Origin of the sequence: Veillonella sp. CHU740, assembly GCF_003992055.1 — a bacterium.
GTDB lineage: Bacteria > Bacillota > Negativicutes > Veillonellales > Veillonellaceae > F0422.
In genome coordinates this window covers 22,995-38,896 of record NZ_RQVD01000006.1, presented here as the reverse complement: position 1 = coordinate 38,896, position 15,902 = coordinate 22,995, and the positions used below count along the sequence as shown (strand labels likewise).

At 39.6% G+C, this 15,902-nt stretch carries 18 protein-coding genes; 1 reads left to right on the top strand and 17 read right to left on the bottom strand.

The window, feature by feature from the left end; genetic code table 11:
• From eutS to EO115_RS04640, 17 genes are all read right to left on the bottom strand, one after another.
• The gene (eutS, locus tag EO115_RS04720; RefSeq protein ID WP_009353658.1) at window positions 1–345 is read right to left on the bottom strand and encodes an ethanolamine utilization microcompartment protein EutS; all 345 of its coding nucleotides are present in this window, start codon (window positions 343–345) and stop codon (window positions 1–3) included.
• Between the two features lie 21 nt (window positions 346–366).
• Window positions 367–1,101, bottom strand: coding sequence for an MIP/aquaporin family protein (locus EO115_RS04715; RefSeq protein ID WP_126937834.1), 735 nt, complete (start codon window positions 1,099–1,101; stop codon window positions 367–369).
• 10 nt (window positions 1,102–1,111) lie between these two features.
• Complete coding sequence (locus EO115_RS04710) at window positions 1,112–2,260, bottom strand: 1-propanol dehydrogenase PduQ (protein WP_126937833.1); 1,149 nt, start codon at window positions 2,258–2,260, stop codon at window positions 1,112–1,114.
• A gap of 2 nt (window positions 2,261–2,262) precedes the next feature.
• Window positions 2,263–2,796, bottom strand: coding sequence for a heme-binding protein (locus tag EO115_RS04705; RefSeq protein ID WP_126937832.1), 534 nt, complete (start codon window positions 2,794–2,796; stop codon window positions 2,263–2,265).
• A 29-nt stretch (window positions 2,797–2,825) separates the two neighbouring features.
• Window positions 2,826–3,098 carry a BMC domain-containing protein gene (locus EO115_RS04700; RefSeq protein ID WP_303733696.1) on the bottom strand — a complete coding sequence of 91 codons (273 nt, stop codon included), beginning with the start codon at window positions 3,096–3,098 and terminating at the stop codon, window positions 2,826–2,828.
• Between the two features lie 8 nt (window positions 3,099–3,106).
• On the bottom strand, window positions 3,107–3,688 hold the full coding sequence (locus EO115_RS08555; RefSeq protein WP_126937831.1) for a BMC domain-containing protein: 582 nt from the start codon (window positions 3,686–3,688) through the stop codon (window positions 3,107–3,109).
• A gap of 11 nt (window positions 3,689–3,699) precedes the next feature.
• Entirely contained in the window at window positions 3,700–5,103 is a 1,404-nt protein-coding gene (locus tag EO115_RS04690) for an aldehyde dehydrogenase family protein (RefSeq protein ID WP_126937830.1), read from the bottom strand.
• An 11-nt stretch (window positions 5,104–5,114) separates the two neighbouring features.
• Window positions 5,115–5,750: a phosphate propanoyltransferase gene (locus EO115_RS04685; RefSeq protein ID WP_126937829.1), complete on the bottom strand. Its 636-nt coding sequence runs from the start codon at window positions 5,748–5,750 to the stop codon at window positions 5,115–5,117.
• A complete protein-coding gene (locus tag EO115_RS04680) occupies window positions 5,737–6,771 on the bottom strand; it encodes an AraC family transcriptional regulator (protein ID WP_240628956.1) in 1,035 nt (344 codons plus the stop codon). Before EO115_RS04680 ends, EO115_RS04685 begins: the two co-directional genes overlap by 14 nt.
• Before the next feature lie 19 nt (window positions 6,772–6,790).
• Entirely contained in the window at window positions 6,791–8,092 is a 1,302-nt protein-coding gene (locus EO115_RS04675) for a PocR ligand-binding domain-containing protein (protein WP_126937827.1), read from the bottom strand.
• A 118-nt stretch (window positions 8,093–8,210) separates the two neighbouring features.
• A complete protein-coding gene (locus tag EO115_RS04670) occupies window positions 8,211–9,533 on the bottom strand; it encodes an aldehyde dehydrogenase (protein ID WP_126937826.1) in 1,323 nt (440 codons plus the stop codon).
• Window positions 9,534–9,547: 14 nt separating this feature from the next.
• Window positions 9,548–9,811 carry a EutN/CcmL family microcompartment protein gene (locus EO115_RS04665; protein ID WP_126937825.1) on the bottom strand — a complete coding sequence of 88 codons (264 nt, stop codon included), beginning with the start codon at window positions 9,809–9,811 and terminating at the stop codon, window positions 9,548–9,550.
• Between the two features lie 22 nt (window positions 9,812–9,833).
• Entirely contained in the window at window positions 9,834–10,367 is a 534-nt protein-coding gene (locus tag EO115_RS04660; protein WP_126937824.1) for a hypothetical protein, read from the bottom strand.
• Between the two features lie 56 nt (window positions 10,368–10,423).
• Window positions 10,424–10,705 (bottom strand): BMC domain-containing protein, encoded by a 282-nt coding sequence (locus tag EO115_RS04655; protein ID WP_009353643.1) that lies wholly within the window; start codon window positions 10,703–10,705, stop codon window positions 10,424–10,426.
• Window positions 10,706–10,735: 30 nt separating this feature from the next.
• Complete coding sequence (pduB, locus tag EO115_RS04650; protein ID WP_009353719.1) at window positions 10,736–11,506, bottom strand: propanediol utilization microcompartment protein PduB; 771 nt, start codon at window positions 11,504–11,506, stop codon at window positions 10,736–10,738.
• 8 nt (window positions 11,507–11,514) lie between these two features.
• A complete protein-coding gene (locus EO115_RS04645; RefSeq protein ID WP_126937823.1) occupies window positions 11,515–12,435 on the bottom strand; it encodes a glycyl-radical enzyme activating protein in 921 nt (306 codons plus the stop codon).
• A gap of 26 nt (window positions 12,436–12,461) precedes the next feature.
• Window positions 12,462–15,017 (bottom strand): glycyl radical protein, encoded by a 2,556-nt coding sequence (locus EO115_RS04640; protein WP_126937822.1) that lies wholly within the window; start codon window positions 15,015–15,017, stop codon window positions 12,462–12,464.
• Window positions 15,018–15,364: 347 nt separating this feature from the next.
• On the opposite strand from EO115_RS04640, the gene EO115_RS04635 reads away from it, so the two are divergent.
• Window positions 15,365–15,901 carry a hypothetical protein gene (locus tag EO115_RS04635; protein ID WP_126937821.1) on the top strand — a complete coding sequence of 179 codons (537 nt, stop codon included), beginning with the start codon at window positions 15,365–15,367 and terminating at the stop codon, window positions 15,899–15,901.
• The last annotated feature ends 1 nt before the right edge of the window (window position 15,902 follow it).

The window sequence follows — 15,902 nt, the reverse complement described above, 5'->3', positions numbered from 1 at the left end:
TTAGCTCCTTGTAAGAGGAACTACGCTAAACTGTAGCAATTCCGAAAATCCCTGTAATACACTAGAGAGTGATACCTCTACGCTGGAAACATCTCCTGATATCAGCACAGCCCCTGAGAATCGATCAATAAATTCGATATGTACATTCGCTGCTTTAGAGGCCATATCTCCTGCTATGATAGCTGCTTCCCCTGGAGTAATCGTCAAAATACCTACAGCACTACGACCTTCGCTATCCAAACCTAATTTACTGTATAAGTCCCGTTTAGGATTCGCCAGCACATGGGCCAATGTGACTTGTTTCCCTGGCACTGACTCTTGAATGATACGTTGCTTATCTAGCATCGGATATCCCCCCCTTTCAAATTATAAATGTAAAGCTGCATGTAGCCAGTTAAATGCACCCACTGCTAACAGTGCACCAATAGTTGGTCCTACAATCGGTACCCATGCATAACCCATATTAGCAGTTCCTTTATTAGGAAGTGGTAAAATTGCATATGCCAAACGTGGAGTAAAGTCACGAGCAGGATTCAAAGCAAAGCCTGTAGTTCCACCGAAGGAGAAACCGATACTTGCTACAAGGAAACCAATAATAAGTGGTGCTAAGCCATCGGCCATAGGTCCCAAGAAAAGTACACAAAAGATGAATAAGAACGTAGCAATCACTTCAGATAGTAAGTTCCAAGCGCGTTCATCACAAGCTGGACCTGTGGCAAAAATACCTACGCAGTTTCCTTCATCTGGGCCAGTAATCTTGAAGTGAGGATAATAATGTAGCATCGTAATTCCTGCTCCTACAAAGCCACCTAATAATTGAGCGATAACGGCCCCCACTACTAACTCAGGAGGGAATAATCCACCTGCTGCAAAAGCAATCGTTAATGCTGGGTTCAAGTGTCCTACCCCACCTAAGTGAACGGCCACATAGACTGCAAATGTAACTGCAAATCCCCAACCAAACATCAAACCAATCCAGTTTGTTTTAATTGCGCTTGTGATTGTATTTTTAAGTAATAATCCAGCGTTACAACTACTACCGAAAGCCATTAAAATAGCTGTACCGATAAATTCACTAACATACACTTGTGTAGCATCCATATGTGTTACCTCATATAATACATGTTAATATACGTGTTAAATCTTCTTTTGTGGCTGCATATGGGTTACCTGGGTAGGTACGATCCACCATTGCCTGTTGCACTAATGTAGGGAAGGATTCCTTAAAGGAAACTTCATCAACACCAAACTCTTTCATTGTTATAATGCAACCCACTCGACGCGCTAAAGATTGTGCACAGCGCACTAAAGCGGCTATTTGTACACTTTCATCATCAGATTCGGTGGTTAAGGAGAGTTTTTGTGCAATCGAAATGTATTTTAATTTAGCCGTATTAGAGTTGGCTGCATTATACATAATGACATACGGCAATAGCATAGAGTTAGCTAAGCCATGCGGTACATGGAATTGCCCGCCTAATTGATGTGCTAAGGCATGGGTAATACCAAGACCCGCTTGGTTAAATGCAAGACCTGCCATGCAGGATGCTTCATGCATCGCTGCTCGAGCTGCTTCATCTGCTCCACGCTCTACACATATTGGTAAGTTTTTAATGACTAATTCTATCGCTTTTTCTGCTAATGCATCTGTAAAATGGTTAGCTTCTGTGGCTACTAATGCTTCCATAGCATGTACCAATACGTCCATTCCACTATAAGCAGTTACCTTGGCTGGCGCAGATTTTACAAAGAATGTTGTCAAAATCGCTTCATCTGGTAATAAACTTTCATCTACCAAAGGATATTTTATCCCTGTTTTTGTATCTGTGATAACCGCAAAGGATGTAACTTCTGATCCTGTACCACTTGTTGTAGGAATGGCAATAAATTTTTTAACTCCTACACCATAAATAGTTTTACAGAAATAGTTGATTCCTTTCGCTGTATCAATAGCAGAGCCACCACCAATGACAATCATAACTGTGGCTTGTTCTTTATGTAGAACCTCTACTCCTTTAACAATAGAATCAATAGGAGGGTCTGGTACAACATCAGAATACACTACATATGTATTATTGGTATTCACAAAGTTAATCACAGTTTGCAATGCTGGTGTTCCTTCTAGAAAAGGATCACAGATAATAAAAACGCGTTCTCCTTCAAGTACTCGAAGTCTCTCTAAGGCATCTGTTTTGGTACCATTGGTAGAATTTTCGGTTTGTCCCGTAAAAATTTGAGTTTTAAAAGACCATGATTCCATAATTACGCCCCTTGTATATATGATTGAAAAGCTCGTAGTCCTGCGTTCACTATGAGCACATCTTCTTCTACAGTGCCACCACTAATGCCTAGACCACCAATTAGATGATTTCCTAGCATTAGTGGCTCACCACCGCCAAATAAGACTATGGGTCTTTTCACCATCGTCTCAACACCATAAAGAGGAGTCCCTGGTTGCACTATCTGTCCTAGCTTCTCTGTTCCGCATCGAAAAGAGACTGCTGTATAGGCCTTGTTAGGGGCTAGTTCTATGCTCACACCTAAAGCTCGTTCCATACGCCGTTGATATACTAACGATCCGCTAGCATCCACAATAGCAATCACTACAGGAATCCCCAATCGTTTCGCCTCTTGTTCGCAGGCTTCAACGACAGTATCCACCACGGATTCAACGGTAATTCCCGTATGTCTCAACCACTGTGCTGCTTGCCCAATGGGGGCAATCCCCTCTTGTGTAGTGGATGGTACGCGCTCTATGTTTGCAATAATGTCTCGGACTGAATCATAAATATCCATGTCCATCCTCCTTACTAAAGGCTATCCTACTATTTAGTCAACAATGTTTCTACATCGTGATGTGGACGAGGAATTACGTGAGTAGATACAACTTGTCCTACGTTACCAGCTGCTACTGCACCAGCTTCTACAGCTGCTTTAACAGCACCAACATCACCGCGAACCATTACTGTTACTAAACCAGAACCGATTTTTTCATAGCCAGTTAACTCTACATTCGATGCTTTTACCATTGCATCTGCTGCTTCAATAGCTGCTACTAAACCTTTTGTTTCTACCATGCCTAATGCGTTATTCATGATAAACCTCCTTATTTTTTAGAACTACTTTTCTTTTTAGTTTTAGTCGATTTTGTTGATTTCTTAGATCCTGTAGCTTTTGGTGCTACTTCTGTTGTAGATGGTGTAGATTCTTCACCAATCACAATGTTTGTTAGCTCAGAAATGGCTTCTGCTATAGTTGCTTCTGTTGTTTCTACTGGTTCCACTATTACGGTTTCTACCGCTGGGTCCACCTCTCCTGTCACGGGAACAGAAGGTGTTTCTTCCACTGGCTCAGGTTCTACTGTAGGTTCTTCTACAACTTCTGCTATCGGCTCTTCCTTCGCAGGTACCATTTCTTCTTGCAAGAATACATCGATAACGGTTTGCGATACTCTTGGAATCACTTTAGAACTTACGAAACAACCCATCTCTTTTGCCACCATAGCGCCTGCTTCAACAGCTGATTGTACAGCTCCCACATCGCCTACTACTTTCACAGTAAACCAACCAAAACCATTAGCTCTATCAATATTTACTACGTGCACGTTAGATGCTTTTACCATGACATCTGACATGGTAATGGCGCCTAACAAGCCTTTTACTTCTAATAGTCCTAACGATTGATTCATATAAGCCTCACTTATCTCAAGCTAAATGCTTCACTTAATACACAACGACGGATACGACAGAATGATCTTGCACAAGTAATGCCTTCTCCTGTTGGTCCTGCAATGGTAAATGTAGTATGACCTTCACCGCCTACACCAATACCTGCATAGGATGGAGCATTCTTAACAAAAATTGTAGTTTCTAGTAACCGTGCCATTTTAGATAATTTTTCTAAGTTTTGAGAGTGCATCATCGCTGTATGACGATTTCCCAATTCTGCGCGGTACGCACATTCGATAGCAATGTCTACATTTGGAACTGCTACGATTGGTAAAATTGGCATCATCATTTCTTCTGTTACTAGGTGATGATGTTCTGATGTACGAGCAATGATTAAACGAATGCTGTCATCTACCACAATACCTACTAATGCTAATAAATCTTTAGCCGATTTACCTACAAAATCTGGATTTGGTTTACCATCTTTCTTAGTTACTTTTTCAACTAATGTATCTAATATAGACATATCAGTAATTTCATAAGCACCATTCTTTTTCATATGGTATACCAATTGATCTGCCACAGATTCCACAACAAATACTTCTTTTTCAGCAATACATGGTACATTGTTATCAAAACTTGCACCACTTACGATATCTTTCGCTGCTTGTTCAATATGTGCTGTTTCATCTACAACTACTGGAGGGTTACCAGCGCCGGCACCAATCGCTTTTTTACCAGATGATAAGACTTGGTTTACAATGCCAGGGCCACCGGTAGCTACTAAAAGTCTTACTTTTGGATGGCTCATCATGCATTGTGTGCTTTCAATTGATGGTTCACGCACCATTGTTACCAAGTTGTTCGGAGCACCTGCCGCTTCTAATGCTTTATTGATCATTTGCACTAAAATGGTAGATACTTTTTTAGCTCTTGGATGTGGGCTGAATACTACTGTATTACCGCCTACGATCATGGAGATAGAATTATTGATAATTGTTTCTGTCGGGTTCGTTGTTGGTGTTATGGCACCAATCACGCCAAATGGACAAAATTCTTCAATTGTCAATCCATCGTGACCTGTCATAGCACGAGTTTCCAGCACCTCTTTACCTGGTGTTTTCACAGCAGCTACTCGGTTTTTAATCAATTTATCACTATATCTACCAATGCCTGTTTCTTCGACTGCCATGAGTGAAATCATTTCTAAATGATCTTTTTGTACCACAGTTTCACGGATGGCATCCACAAATGCATTACGCTCTTGTAATGAAAAAGCTAACAACTCTCTTTGTGCCACTTCACTCGCATCAATCGCAGCCTCCATGGTATCAAACACGCCATATTCATAACGAGTTGTTTCCATACCTACGCCTTCTTGTTGTAAATCTTTCACTACTTGTTTCACTATACTTTCAATCATTTCTAAGTTCATTCGTATCTCCTCTATGATTTCGATACAATTCCAATATCATTGTTTTTAATCCGTCCTGCATTCGCTTCATCTACATCGATATGCATTTCTAAAGCAAACTTCGGCGATACTCGAATAATTACATTGGAAAATGTCAGCTCGCGTTCTCCATGTACAGTCACTGTCACTCGCTCTTTATCGATCACGCCCATACGTTTTGCATCATCAGGATGCATATGGATATGTCGATGCGCTACGATCACACCTTGAGAAATCGTTAATTTCCCTTTCGGTCCTAGTAACGTTATACCTGGAGTTTCCCGTAAATCACCAGATTCACGTATCACGCCTGGTACTCCCAACGTAAATGAATCTGTTAGAGAGATTTCCACTTGTGTATCATTCCTAAAAGGTCCCAAAATACGTACTTTTTCAATACTGCCTTTCGGTCCTACTAGAGTTACTGTTTCATTTGCAGCATATTGTCCTGGTTGTTTCAAGTCTACTTTTTTTGTCAGTTCATCTTGTCCAAATAAAACGGTATATGCTTCTTTTGACACATGAACATGACGATTTGAAACACCAATTGGTACGCTACATCTATTTAATTCTTGTAACTTTGCTATGACGCGCTCCGTTACTAAATGTAAATACTCAGATTGTTTCATAGGTTTCCACCAATCCATTAATGACTTGATCTCGATATTGTGAGATTGTTTTATGTTCATGTTTTTTGAAAATTTTACAAAAATAGCTCACATCACTATATCCCAATATGTTAGCAATATAGGATCCGCTCTTTTCCGTTCCAAGTATATATTCCTTCGCTAAATTTATTTTTTTCTTGTGTATATACTGCATAATTGTCATATTTAACTTATGTTTGAATATACGACTAATGTAGCCTTGGCTTACATTACAAGAAACAACTATATCTTTTAAAGAAATATCTTCTTGTATATGTGTATGAATATAGTAGAGAACAGTATGTAAAATTTCTTGTTTCCCTTGATATAGTTTCATAAACAGGAAATCAACAATTTTAAATGTCCATATACCGAGTCCTTCTGCATATTTTGTATGTACAGGTTCCAACTGTATCTTTGACACCATCGTATGTAACTTCAATACATGCGTGTCTAAGACCTTGTGTTGTACCTGGTCTACTAGTTCATATAGTTCACTGGCAATTGACTGGCTATCACTATGTTCATATGTATACTGACATACTTGGTATAATCTGTCATAGGCTACCTCAAAATCACCTTGCTGAAAACCTTGTACAATTCCGTCCAACAGATCTAGGGATTTCCCTGTGACCTCTTTTTCTTTAGTCATCCCCTTTGCTGGAATCCATTTATAAAAATCATCCCAGCTAAAAGGTTTATATAAATATCCAATTCCGGAATATTTCATAGTCATTTGGTTAACAGCTTGCGTTTCTTTATTCAACATCATCACAATCCGGCATGTTGGATAGGTGTAATAGATATGTCGAATAATGTCACCTGCTTTTTGATGGCTAATATCCATTGCTATATAAGCGACAGAAATTATTTCTTCCTTCGGTAAGGAAAGTACTTCTTGATATGTACTAATGCAGATGACCTCCGCTTGCATATGGAGTGCAATTCGTTTTTGTAGTGCTTTCATATGCAACTTATCGGTATCTACCAAAAGTATCTTCATCACAAAATACCTCCTTGTCTTATTCTACTGGATAGGATAACATCACCTGTATCCCACCCTTTGGCAATGGATAACAATGTACTTTAGCAGAAGTGCCATGGTATTCTATAAACGTTTGATGTAATTTTAAAATAGCTTGACTCGTTGGAGATAAGGTTGACTCTATGGTATCTCCATGTATTAACCTCGTCACATCTTGTAGTAATTTGTGTAGTACAAGTACTTCATCAGAGTGAATCTGCAATGTATCATCTTCTATAATAATACATACTTGATCACCTTGGAGCTCTGCATGTAGTTTCATAGAAATCTTCGGATGCCCCTCTTGTTGTGCTCTTTCTGCCACTTGATATACATATTGCCATACGCTATAGGACGGTAACATGTAGTGCCACAGGCTCTCATCTACATCCATATGCCAGCCTATGTGGCAATCTTCACGATAGTTTAAGAGAGATACTGTAGATTCGATGCGCGAACATTCCTCTTTAATACTTGTTTCAAATAGACTATCATGATGAAGTGCTAATACATGAATATAATCCAGAATCGCTGCTTCCGTTTTTTCTGCTTCTTCTACTACAGATAAGCTATCTACTACGCTAAGCAATTTACAGTTACGTACCATATCTACATAGCGCTTATACTTTTCTAGCTCACTTTGTAAGCAGCAAATCTTATCTTCTGCTTCAAATACTTCTTTTTCTAATGCTTCTATACGATTTAAATTCTTTTGTTTATTTCTATTCGATACAATTTCATGATTCGTAAGTTGATTAATAATAAACTCCACTAGTTTTGCGATAGAAAGCGCTTCATTATAGCTATACCGCTTAATATCTGCTAACTCTTCCGGATTCGTAGTTTCGATATCTTGGTTCACTAATTGTGCTCCACCAGGTACCATATTTTTACTCAACCGGACTATTGTATCTGGTACATCATCACATAGAATCTGTCCTCCAATAAATCCGCCTAAATAATGACCATCCACGATAATCGGTATAGCAATTTCTAAAAGTCCGCAAGGACAAATATAAATGCTCACCTCTTTATTAGTGGCAGCAATAATTGCACCTGATGCATCGGATAACTTACACAATAATGACGATGTAGGGTTATCTCTTATTTTCTTACAATAGTTGCAAAACCGTGTTGCTTCTGTTAATACATCACCTTTATAATCTACTGTCACAAAAGCTATTCCTGTCACGTTGGCAACCGCTTCTTGGATCCCTTCCAATAAATCATGACCTATGACAGTCATAATATCCAGTCCTGATTCTTCGTTTCGATTGTCTTCCAAAGTATTTCGTGGCATTCCTTTTTATTACCTTTCCTATACAATACGTAAAATATCTCTACTTATAGTATACGACAGTAATTGCAAAAACCATGTCAAAAAGTATGATTTTTGTCATGAAATTTAATCATAGTTATTATGTATAAGAACATAGCGTTTCTACATACACACATCTTCTGCGACGGACTAAATCTTTCGCCGTTATGGCTCCTTCACCAGTGACATTGGCAATCGTGAAAGATGTAGCTCCTACGCCACAGATACCAATTCCATCTAAGGAACATCCATTTTTGACAAAGATTGTAGTTCGGAAAGCTTTTGCTGCTTGCCGTAAACGCTCCGTATCGCGAGAATGAATACCTGCTGTATGGTGATAACCTTGTTCTGCATCAACAGCAATTTGTAAGGCACTTTCAAAATTACTAGCTTTCACCACTGTAATCAATGGAGCTAATATTTCCTGTGTCACAAATGGATGAATTTTAACAGTTTCTACAGCAATCAAATCATAGGAACGATCCGTATGGATTCCTGCATCTTTTAAAATCTCATCTGCCGATTTACCGCCATATTGACGATTCACTTCCATATCTTCAGTCAAGAGAATTTTCGATAATTGCAACATTTCTCCCACTGAATCCACATAATACACATTGAGTCTTTCTAAGGCCTTTCGAAATGCTGGCAATACAGAGCCCACAATAATGACATTTTTCTCCGATGTACAAGTAATATTGTGATCGAAGGATGCACCTTTGTGAATGCAATACGCTGCCCGATCGATATCAGCCGTTTCATCTACCACAAATGTAGGGTTCGCTGGACCTGCTGAAATGACTTTCTTACCACAGGCTAATGCACTTCTAGCTGCATCTGACCCACCGGTAGATAAAATCAATTCCACATCAGGATGATTCATTATTTCATTAAGATATGATAAGGAACAACTATCTGGTGTAGTGATTAAGTTACATATGCCAAATTTATCTAAAATAATTTTGTTCATCACTTTCGTAATATATTTAGATACCTCCATGGCTCTTGGATGTGGACAATGAATCACTACATTCCCTGCTGACAACAAACTAATTGTATTGTTGATCAACGTTTCACAAGGATTGGTACTTGGATGTATGGCACATACAACACCATATGGAAATGGTTCTGTTAAGACAATTCCATTTTCCCCTTGCGTAGTTCCTGTAATCAAGTCTTCTGGGCCCGGCGTTTCTTCCAAAGCAAGTTTAATCTTAATCCCCTTATCTTCGGCTTTACCCATACCTGTTTCTTCACAAGCTAGTGTGGCAAATTCCAGACAATAGCCTCGCAATCCTTCACGGATGGCTTGAATCAATTGCTTCCGTTCCCGTAGGCTCAACTTTTGATAGATGTGAAATGCTTGTTTTGATGCATGCACAACCTGTGTTACTGAGGAAAATATCCCCCCTTGGGTTCCCATATTTTGCCTCCTTACTAAATAACAACAGAGTCTACAATACCAATGATTGCTAAATCTATGGTAGCTCCTTTTCGGTTCTCTTCCACACGTACTGAAGACCCCGTTCCAACTAGCACATATTCACCTACACCAGCTCCTACAAAATCAGCTGCTACTTGTTCTCTATGAGCTGGCGAAAGCGATGCATCGACAGGCTGTACAATCATCAGCTTATATCCTAATAGGGTATCACTTTTTTTCGTTGCTACAACATTACCAATCACTTTTGCTAAATACATGCTTACTCCTATCTCATAGGACTCAATTCATATGACGAATATGGTCTATGTATCGTATCCCTAATTCAAATATTCTTTGATAGTACCCTTGCACCATCTGTTGGTAGGGACCTGGTTCTTTTCCTGATAAAGGCTCTATGGATGTTGGTAGTACATAGATACTAGCACCTGCTGTAAAAGCTTTCTTTACCACTTCCGACAGATCCGATTGACTATAGCCTAACGCAATATGAATGACATCATTTCTTCCTATATAAGGTAATACTATGCAATCGTGTTCTGTGAAAGCTGGTTCCTCTCCATAGGGATATTGCATAAGAAAAGGATGAATTTCTTTCACTCGGCGTTCCATGTCTGGATCACCGTTCTTAGGAACAATGGCATGAACTTGTGTAAAATTACAGGTAGTCAGTTGATTCGCCAGTGCATAATTTTCGTGATGCCACTGTTCATCAAAAACCACATATAGTTTTCTTACATTTTGTTCTTGAGATTGTTCTGCTAAAATACGTGCCACCATGTCTTCTAGGAGCCTAGATAGGTCTCTATCTTTCATAGTGCCTCCTCTAAAGTAGTGGCATATAAGGACGATGCCTCATATGCCACGCTACATTACGCTTTAAGAGTTGGAATAATACGTTCTGTATCGATGTGAGGACGAGGGATAACATGTAAGGATACAACTTCGCCTACTGCACGAGCTGCTACTGCACCAGCTTCAACAGCTGCTTTTACTGCACCGACATCACCACGAACCATAACTGTTACTAATCCAGAACCAATTTTTTCATAACCTACTAAGTTTACGTTAGCAGCTTTTACCATAGCATCTGCTGCTTCAATCGCACTTACTAAACCTTTTGTTTCTACCATTCCTAATGCATCTGAAACCATAATATCCTCCTATGTTTCTATATTAACCTATTAAATGTATGGTGTTGTACTCGATGTAGGTGTGTCACCTAAAGCACCAAGCAATTTAATACCCACTTCACGAGCTGCTTTCACGGCTTGACGAACCGCACCAGAATCTCCAGAGAATGTTAAGATTACTTCATTAGAGAAACTTGTCCCAGATTTAGGAGATGCGTAGGAAACAACTTCTACATTGGCAGATTTCACTGCTGTATCCGCAAGCACTGCACCAATCGCTGCTGGACCTGCACATACCATACCAAAAGATCTACCTAATGGAGTATTGAATACGGCTTCTAAACAATAGCTTGCCCGTGCTGTGTATTGGAATTCCAAGTGACCTGCATCATTAGCGTATACATCTCCAAAATATTTTGGAACAGCTTCTAATGCAATTTCAACAGCTCGACGAGCATCGGATACATCATGAGCACCGATATAGATTAAAGAACCATGACCTGCGCCACCTTTAGTATCGCGAGGCAACTCTACTGTAATAATTTCAGTATTAGTTGCTTTGATCGCATCATCCACAGCCATAATTTGAGGACCTGCGCCTACACGACCGCCGATAATACCGATAGATTTAAATTTTCCCAATCCCATTGTTTCTGTTAATAATGGATCCACACTGGCAATCACAAGACCAATTGTATCGCCCATTGCAGTACCTACAAATTCAGTAACTCCGATGGATCCTGCTGTTGTACCTTGCGGCTTTTTAATGCCAAGTTCTTCTGACACTTGACCCATCACTTTTTCTAATAATGCTGTATCCATAGTACCTCCTAACCACCAATAATACAGTTTAAACCATATGATTCTACTATGTTTTTATACGTTTCCATCTCTTCTTCTGGAATCTTTGGTGTATTTTCTAATTCATATTCACGTCCTAATAGTTCATATTTCCCTTGTCCATAATTGTGATATGGCAACAAGTGTATGTCATGAACATTAGGCATATTTTCCTTCACAAACTCTGCTATGCCACGAATGTCTTCTTCGCTCGCATTAAACCCAGGAATCGTAGGAACACGCACTGTTGTATTTGTAATAGACTGTATGACTTTAGCCGTCTCCTTGATTCTTGCGTTATCAACGCCAGTGAACTTTTTATGTTGCTCTGGATTGACGCTTTTGATATCTAGTAGAACTAAGTCGATGTACGGCATAACCTCTTCTACAATCTTTGTGTCATAATACCCTTCTGTTTCTATTGCGGTATGCCATCCTTGGGCTTTACAAGCTTTAAAGATTTCTTTGGCAAACTTTGGTTGTGTCAATGCCTCTCCACCAGATAAGGTGATGCCGCCATTAGAGCGGAAATACTGCGTTGCATCTTTTTTCAATTCCCGCACCACTTGTTCAACGGTCATCAACTTACCTTTCATGGAAAGGGCACTGGTCGGACAGACCATGGTACACTCTGAACAGTTGTCGCAGAGTGTACGGTCGATCCAGTACGGGTTGCTATCGGCAATGGCCCGTTTAGGGCAAACTGCCTGACAAGCTTTACAACCAATACAGAGTTGTTTTCGATACACTACTTCAGGATAATACTGCTGTGATTCTGGATTAGAACACCATTTACATCGTAATGGACAGCCTTTCAAAAATACGATTGTCCGGATTCCTGGTCCATCGTGAATGGAAAAGCGTTGAATATCAAATACAGTGCCTTGTACACTATAATCTACTGATTCCATACGAACTTATCCTTTATATTATGTACCTACATTTCATGTTCTGTACGATTAATGATATCGTCTTGTACTTCTTTCGCTAATGTTACGAAGTGAGCACTGTAGCCCGCTACACGAACGATCAAGTCTTGGTTATCTTCTGGATGTTCTTGAGCATCAATCAATGTTTGTTTATCAACAACGTTAAATTGAACATGGCTACCTTTTTTATCAAAGAAGCTCTTAATAATAGATACGAAGTTTTTCAAACCTTGTTCTCCACCTACTGCAGCTGGGGTGAATTTTTGGTTGTATAATGTACCATTCGATGCTTGTGCATGGTCTAATTTTGCTACGGAGTTAGAAGCTGCTGTAGGACCGTTTACGTCGTTACCTTGGCGAGGGGATACACCGTCAGCCAATGGTTCAGTTGCTAAACGTCCATCTGGTAATGCAGCTACATCTTTACCGAACAATACGTTAGCGGATACTGGGTAGATACCAGCTTGGAATTGACCGCCACGAGGGTTCATATATTTATCCACTTCATTACAGTAGATTTTACCGCAACGATATGCGAATTGGTCTACTTCTTCAATATCATTACCAAAGGAATCAGTGTTTTTCAAGATATTGCGGATAGTCGCATATTTGCTAGGGTCTGATTGGGATTTGCATCCACAGCTTGTACCTGTGCCAGTACCTTGTTTCAAATGAGATTCTAATGTAGCAATGTCGATAGATCCTGTGGAGGATAAGATTTTCTTAACTGCTTCATAGATTTGAGCTTCATCTAAAGTAGATTCTGGAATAGAAGGAGTGCAGATTGGAGCCGCACTATCGCTATAACCGAAGTTAGCTTCTAATGCTTCACGCAATTCAGCTAATGTAAAGCGTTTGTCTTCGAAAATATTTTTTTGGATTGCATATAAGGAGTCACCTGCATCAGCAACACCGAATGCTTGAGGGCCTGTGAAGTTATAGATTGCCCCACCTTCTTGGCAAGATTTACCGCGTTTGATACAATCATCAACCATAGCAGACATGAATGGCAATGGAGCGCGTTCCATGTGAGCGTAGTCAACTGCGTTATCAGCTTTTGCTAAGTGACGAACGAAGTATTCCATTTGTTGTTGGTACGCTGCCAACAATTTATCCATAGTATCTAATTCTTCTAACTCGCCAGTTTTAGGTCCCAATTGTTTGCCTTTACAACGTCCGTTGTTAAGTGTAATTTCAAGAACTTTTGCAATATTGAAGAATGCCGCATCATGCCAACCCTCAGTACGATGGCCCGCTTGTGGTTCAACACAACCGATGATACAGTAGTCACGAGCGTCTTTTAATGCTACGCCACGAGATACAAGAGCTAAGATAATTACTTCATCATTGTAGAATGCTGGAACACCATAGCCTAAACGGGATACTTCACAAGCGCGATATAAGAATTCCATTGGAGCATTTTGATGTACACGTACAGAGAAGGATGGAGCTGGCAAGCGAACGTGCGCTACTGCTTCCATACACATGTAAGATACCTCGTTTGTTGCATCTTTACCTTCAGAGTCTTGACCACCTACGCAAAGGTTTTGGAATACTGCATAACCAGCAAACGCTTGTGCAGAGATTTCATCACGAGTTTTGTTGATATCGTTCAATTTAACCCAGATGCAGTCTACTAATTCTTGTGCTTTTACACGATCAATTGGATCATCTTTTAAGTATGGATACATGTATTGGTCGAAACGGCCTGGGGAGATGGAGTGACCATTGGACTCAATTTGAACCATGATTTGTAAGAACCAGAAAGATTGACATGCTTCCCAGAAGTTACGAGCACCGAATTCAGGTACACGATCACAGTTAGCAGCGATTTGTTGTAACTCTGCTTTACGAGTTGGGCAAGATGTTTGACTTGCTAATTCACGAGCTTTTTCAGCATAGCGATGTGCGAATCGGATAGCTGCATTGTAGGAGATAATAACTGCATTGTAGAATTGTTTTTTCTTAATGCTGCTAGGATCATCTTCGTCTAATGCATGTAATGCTGTAATTGTTTCTTCTAATACACCGCGGAAACCTTTTTCTAAGATTTTACCGTAGTCTACGTTTACGTGGCCTACACCACCGAAGAAGTAGTTACCTACTGTGAATACACCATTAGCGATACAGTCTTTTGTATCTGGTTCCATATAGGAATCGGCTAAAGAGTGAGTTGTTTTGCCTTCCCAATATTTGAAAGCTTCATGCAATTCATGTTGTACTTTTTCAGAAATTTCGAATGGATCGGCCATACGTTTATGCATAGTATGGAATTCTTTTTCTACCCAATCATAGGAGAACTCTGGGCAAATTTCTGTGGAGCGTGGGTTGATTGTAATAGAACCAACTACAAGTTCATTATCACGGATTGTAACTGGCAACTCGTTAAAGATTTTTTCAACAGCTTTTGCACGACGGATAATCGTAGGTTGACCTTCGGTTTCCTTGTAAGATTCTGTAATTAAAACTGCACGTTCTGATTCGACCTGTGGTACAGCATCAATAATTACTTTTCTTAACTTTTCAATTCGTTCTGTTGGTTTACTAAATCCTCGTTCTAGCATGTGTTAACCTCCTTACAACGTATAAAAATATCTCATGCCTCCACCCCAATTATGCGTAAATGGAATACTGTGCATGCTTGTTAAGGAAATGGTACCACATTTCAGAGTCTAACTGATAAGAATTTACAATCCAAATATTTGTAAAATTCAAACCTCTAGTCATGTGTGTAATGTATACCATCATCGTCTTTAATTTTAAAATTATCATACTTGCTATGTATTTTCATCATGACTTGGTAATATTCAAACTTAACCACGGTACTATAGACACCTCTTCTCTTTCGTCTATTGATGTCCCCTACATTTCTCTTTATACTGAAAGTAATTATATGCAGGAGGTGATTACCATGACATCGCACACGGCTATATGTCTTTGGGAAACCAATCGTATCGCAGCTGGATTTGCTCTTTTAGATCGGTTATTGAAAGACTATCCCATCTCTTTTGTCAAACATTACCGTATATGTCCTGGCAAAGCTTTCTTTGTACTGATTGCAGATACCGATGTGATACAACAAATCGAACTCATCTTAGGAGCCGAAAAACAGATTCAGTATAAAACTATTACGGGACTTCACCCCGATGTGCTCTCTACATTTCAGCACAAACAAAAAATACCTAGCGTCTCTCACCTAGGTATCTATGAATGTAGCACATCAGTAGCCGTCTTTCATTTAGCTAATCACATCGCTTGGCATCATCAGGTGCAATTACTGAGTCTTCAAATTGGAATCGGCTTATGTGGTAAAAGTATTCTTACCATCTCTGCTTCCTATAGTGATTTAAAAGCCATTGAAGATGAACTTTCACAATTGTATCCAAAAGAAATTGTCAGCTACGCCCATATTTCAGACCCTTCATCAGAATTACTCACCTTGTTATAGG

What these genes read in the sequence shown, in the direction of transcription:
- eutS (WP_009353658.1), bottom strand. Translation starts at nt 345, where the DNA reads ATGCTAGATAAGCAACGTATCATTCAAGAGTCAGTGCCAGGGAAACAA.
- EO115_RS04715 (WP_126937834.1), bottom strand. Translation starts at nt 1,101, where the DNA reads ATGGATGCTACACAAGTGTATGTTAGTGAATTTATCGGTACAGCTATT.
- EO115_RS04710 (WP_126937833.1), bottom strand. Translation starts at nt 2,260, where the DNA reads ATGGAATCATGGTCTTTTAAAACTCAAATTTTTACGGGACAAACCGAA.
- EO115_RS04705 (WP_126937832.1), bottom strand. Translation starts at nt 2,796, where the DNA reads ATGGATATTTATGATTCAGTCCGAGACATTATTGCAAACATAGAGCGC.
- EO115_RS08555 (WP_126937831.1), bottom strand. Translation starts at nt 3,688, where the DNA reads ATGAATCAATCGTTAGGACTATTAGAAGTAAAAGGCTTGTTAGGCGCC.
- EO115_RS04690 (WP_126937830.1), bottom strand. Translation starts at nt 5,103, where the DNA reads ATGAACTTAGAAATGATTGAAAGTATAGTGAAACAAGTAGTGAAAGAT.
- EO115_RS04685 (WP_126937829.1), bottom strand. Translation starts at nt 5,750, where the DNA reads ATGAAACAATCTGAGTATTTACATTTAGTAACGGAGCGCGTCATAGCA.
- EO115_RS04680 (WP_240628956.1), bottom strand. Translation starts at nt 6,771, where the DNA reads ATGAAGATACTTTTGGTAGATACCGATAAGTTGCATATGAAAGCACTA.
- EO115_RS04675 (WP_126937827.1), bottom strand. Translation starts at nt 8,092, where the DNA reads ATGCCACGAAATACTTTGGAAGACAATCGAAACGAAGAATCAGGACTG.
- EO115_RS04670 (WP_126937826.1), bottom strand. Translation starts at nt 9,533, where the DNA reads ATGGGAACCCAAGGGGGGATATTTTCCTCAGTAACACAGGTTGTGCAT.
- EO115_RS04665 (WP_126937825.1), bottom strand. Translation starts at nt 9,811, where the DNA reads ATGTATTTAGCAAAAGTGATTGGTAATGTTGTAGCAACGAAAAAAAGT.
- EO115_RS04660 (WP_126937824.1), bottom strand. Translation starts at nt 10,367, where the DNA reads ATGAAAGATAGAGACCTATCTAGGCTCCTAGAAGACATGGTGGCACGT.
- EO115_RS04655 (WP_009353643.1), bottom strand. Translation starts at nt 10,705, where the DNA reads ATGGTTTCAGATGCATTAGGAATGGTAGAAACAAAAGGTTTAGTAAGT.
- pduB (WP_009353719.1), bottom strand. Translation starts at nt 11,506, where the DNA reads ATGGATACAGCATTATTAGAAAAAGTGATGGGTCAAGTGTCAGAAGAA.
- EO115_RS04645 (WP_126937823.1), bottom strand. Translation starts at nt 12,435, where the DNA reads ATGGAATCAGTAGATTATAGTGTACAAGGCACTGTATTTGATATTCAA.
- EO115_RS04640 (WP_126937822.1), bottom strand. Translation starts at nt 15,017, where the DNA reads ATGCTAGAACGAGGATTTAGTAAACCAACAGAACGAATTGAAAAGTTA.
- EO115_RS04635 (WP_126937821.1), top strand. Translation starts at nt 15,365, where the DNA reads ATGACATCGCACACGGCTATATGTCTTTGGGAAACCAATCGTATCGCA.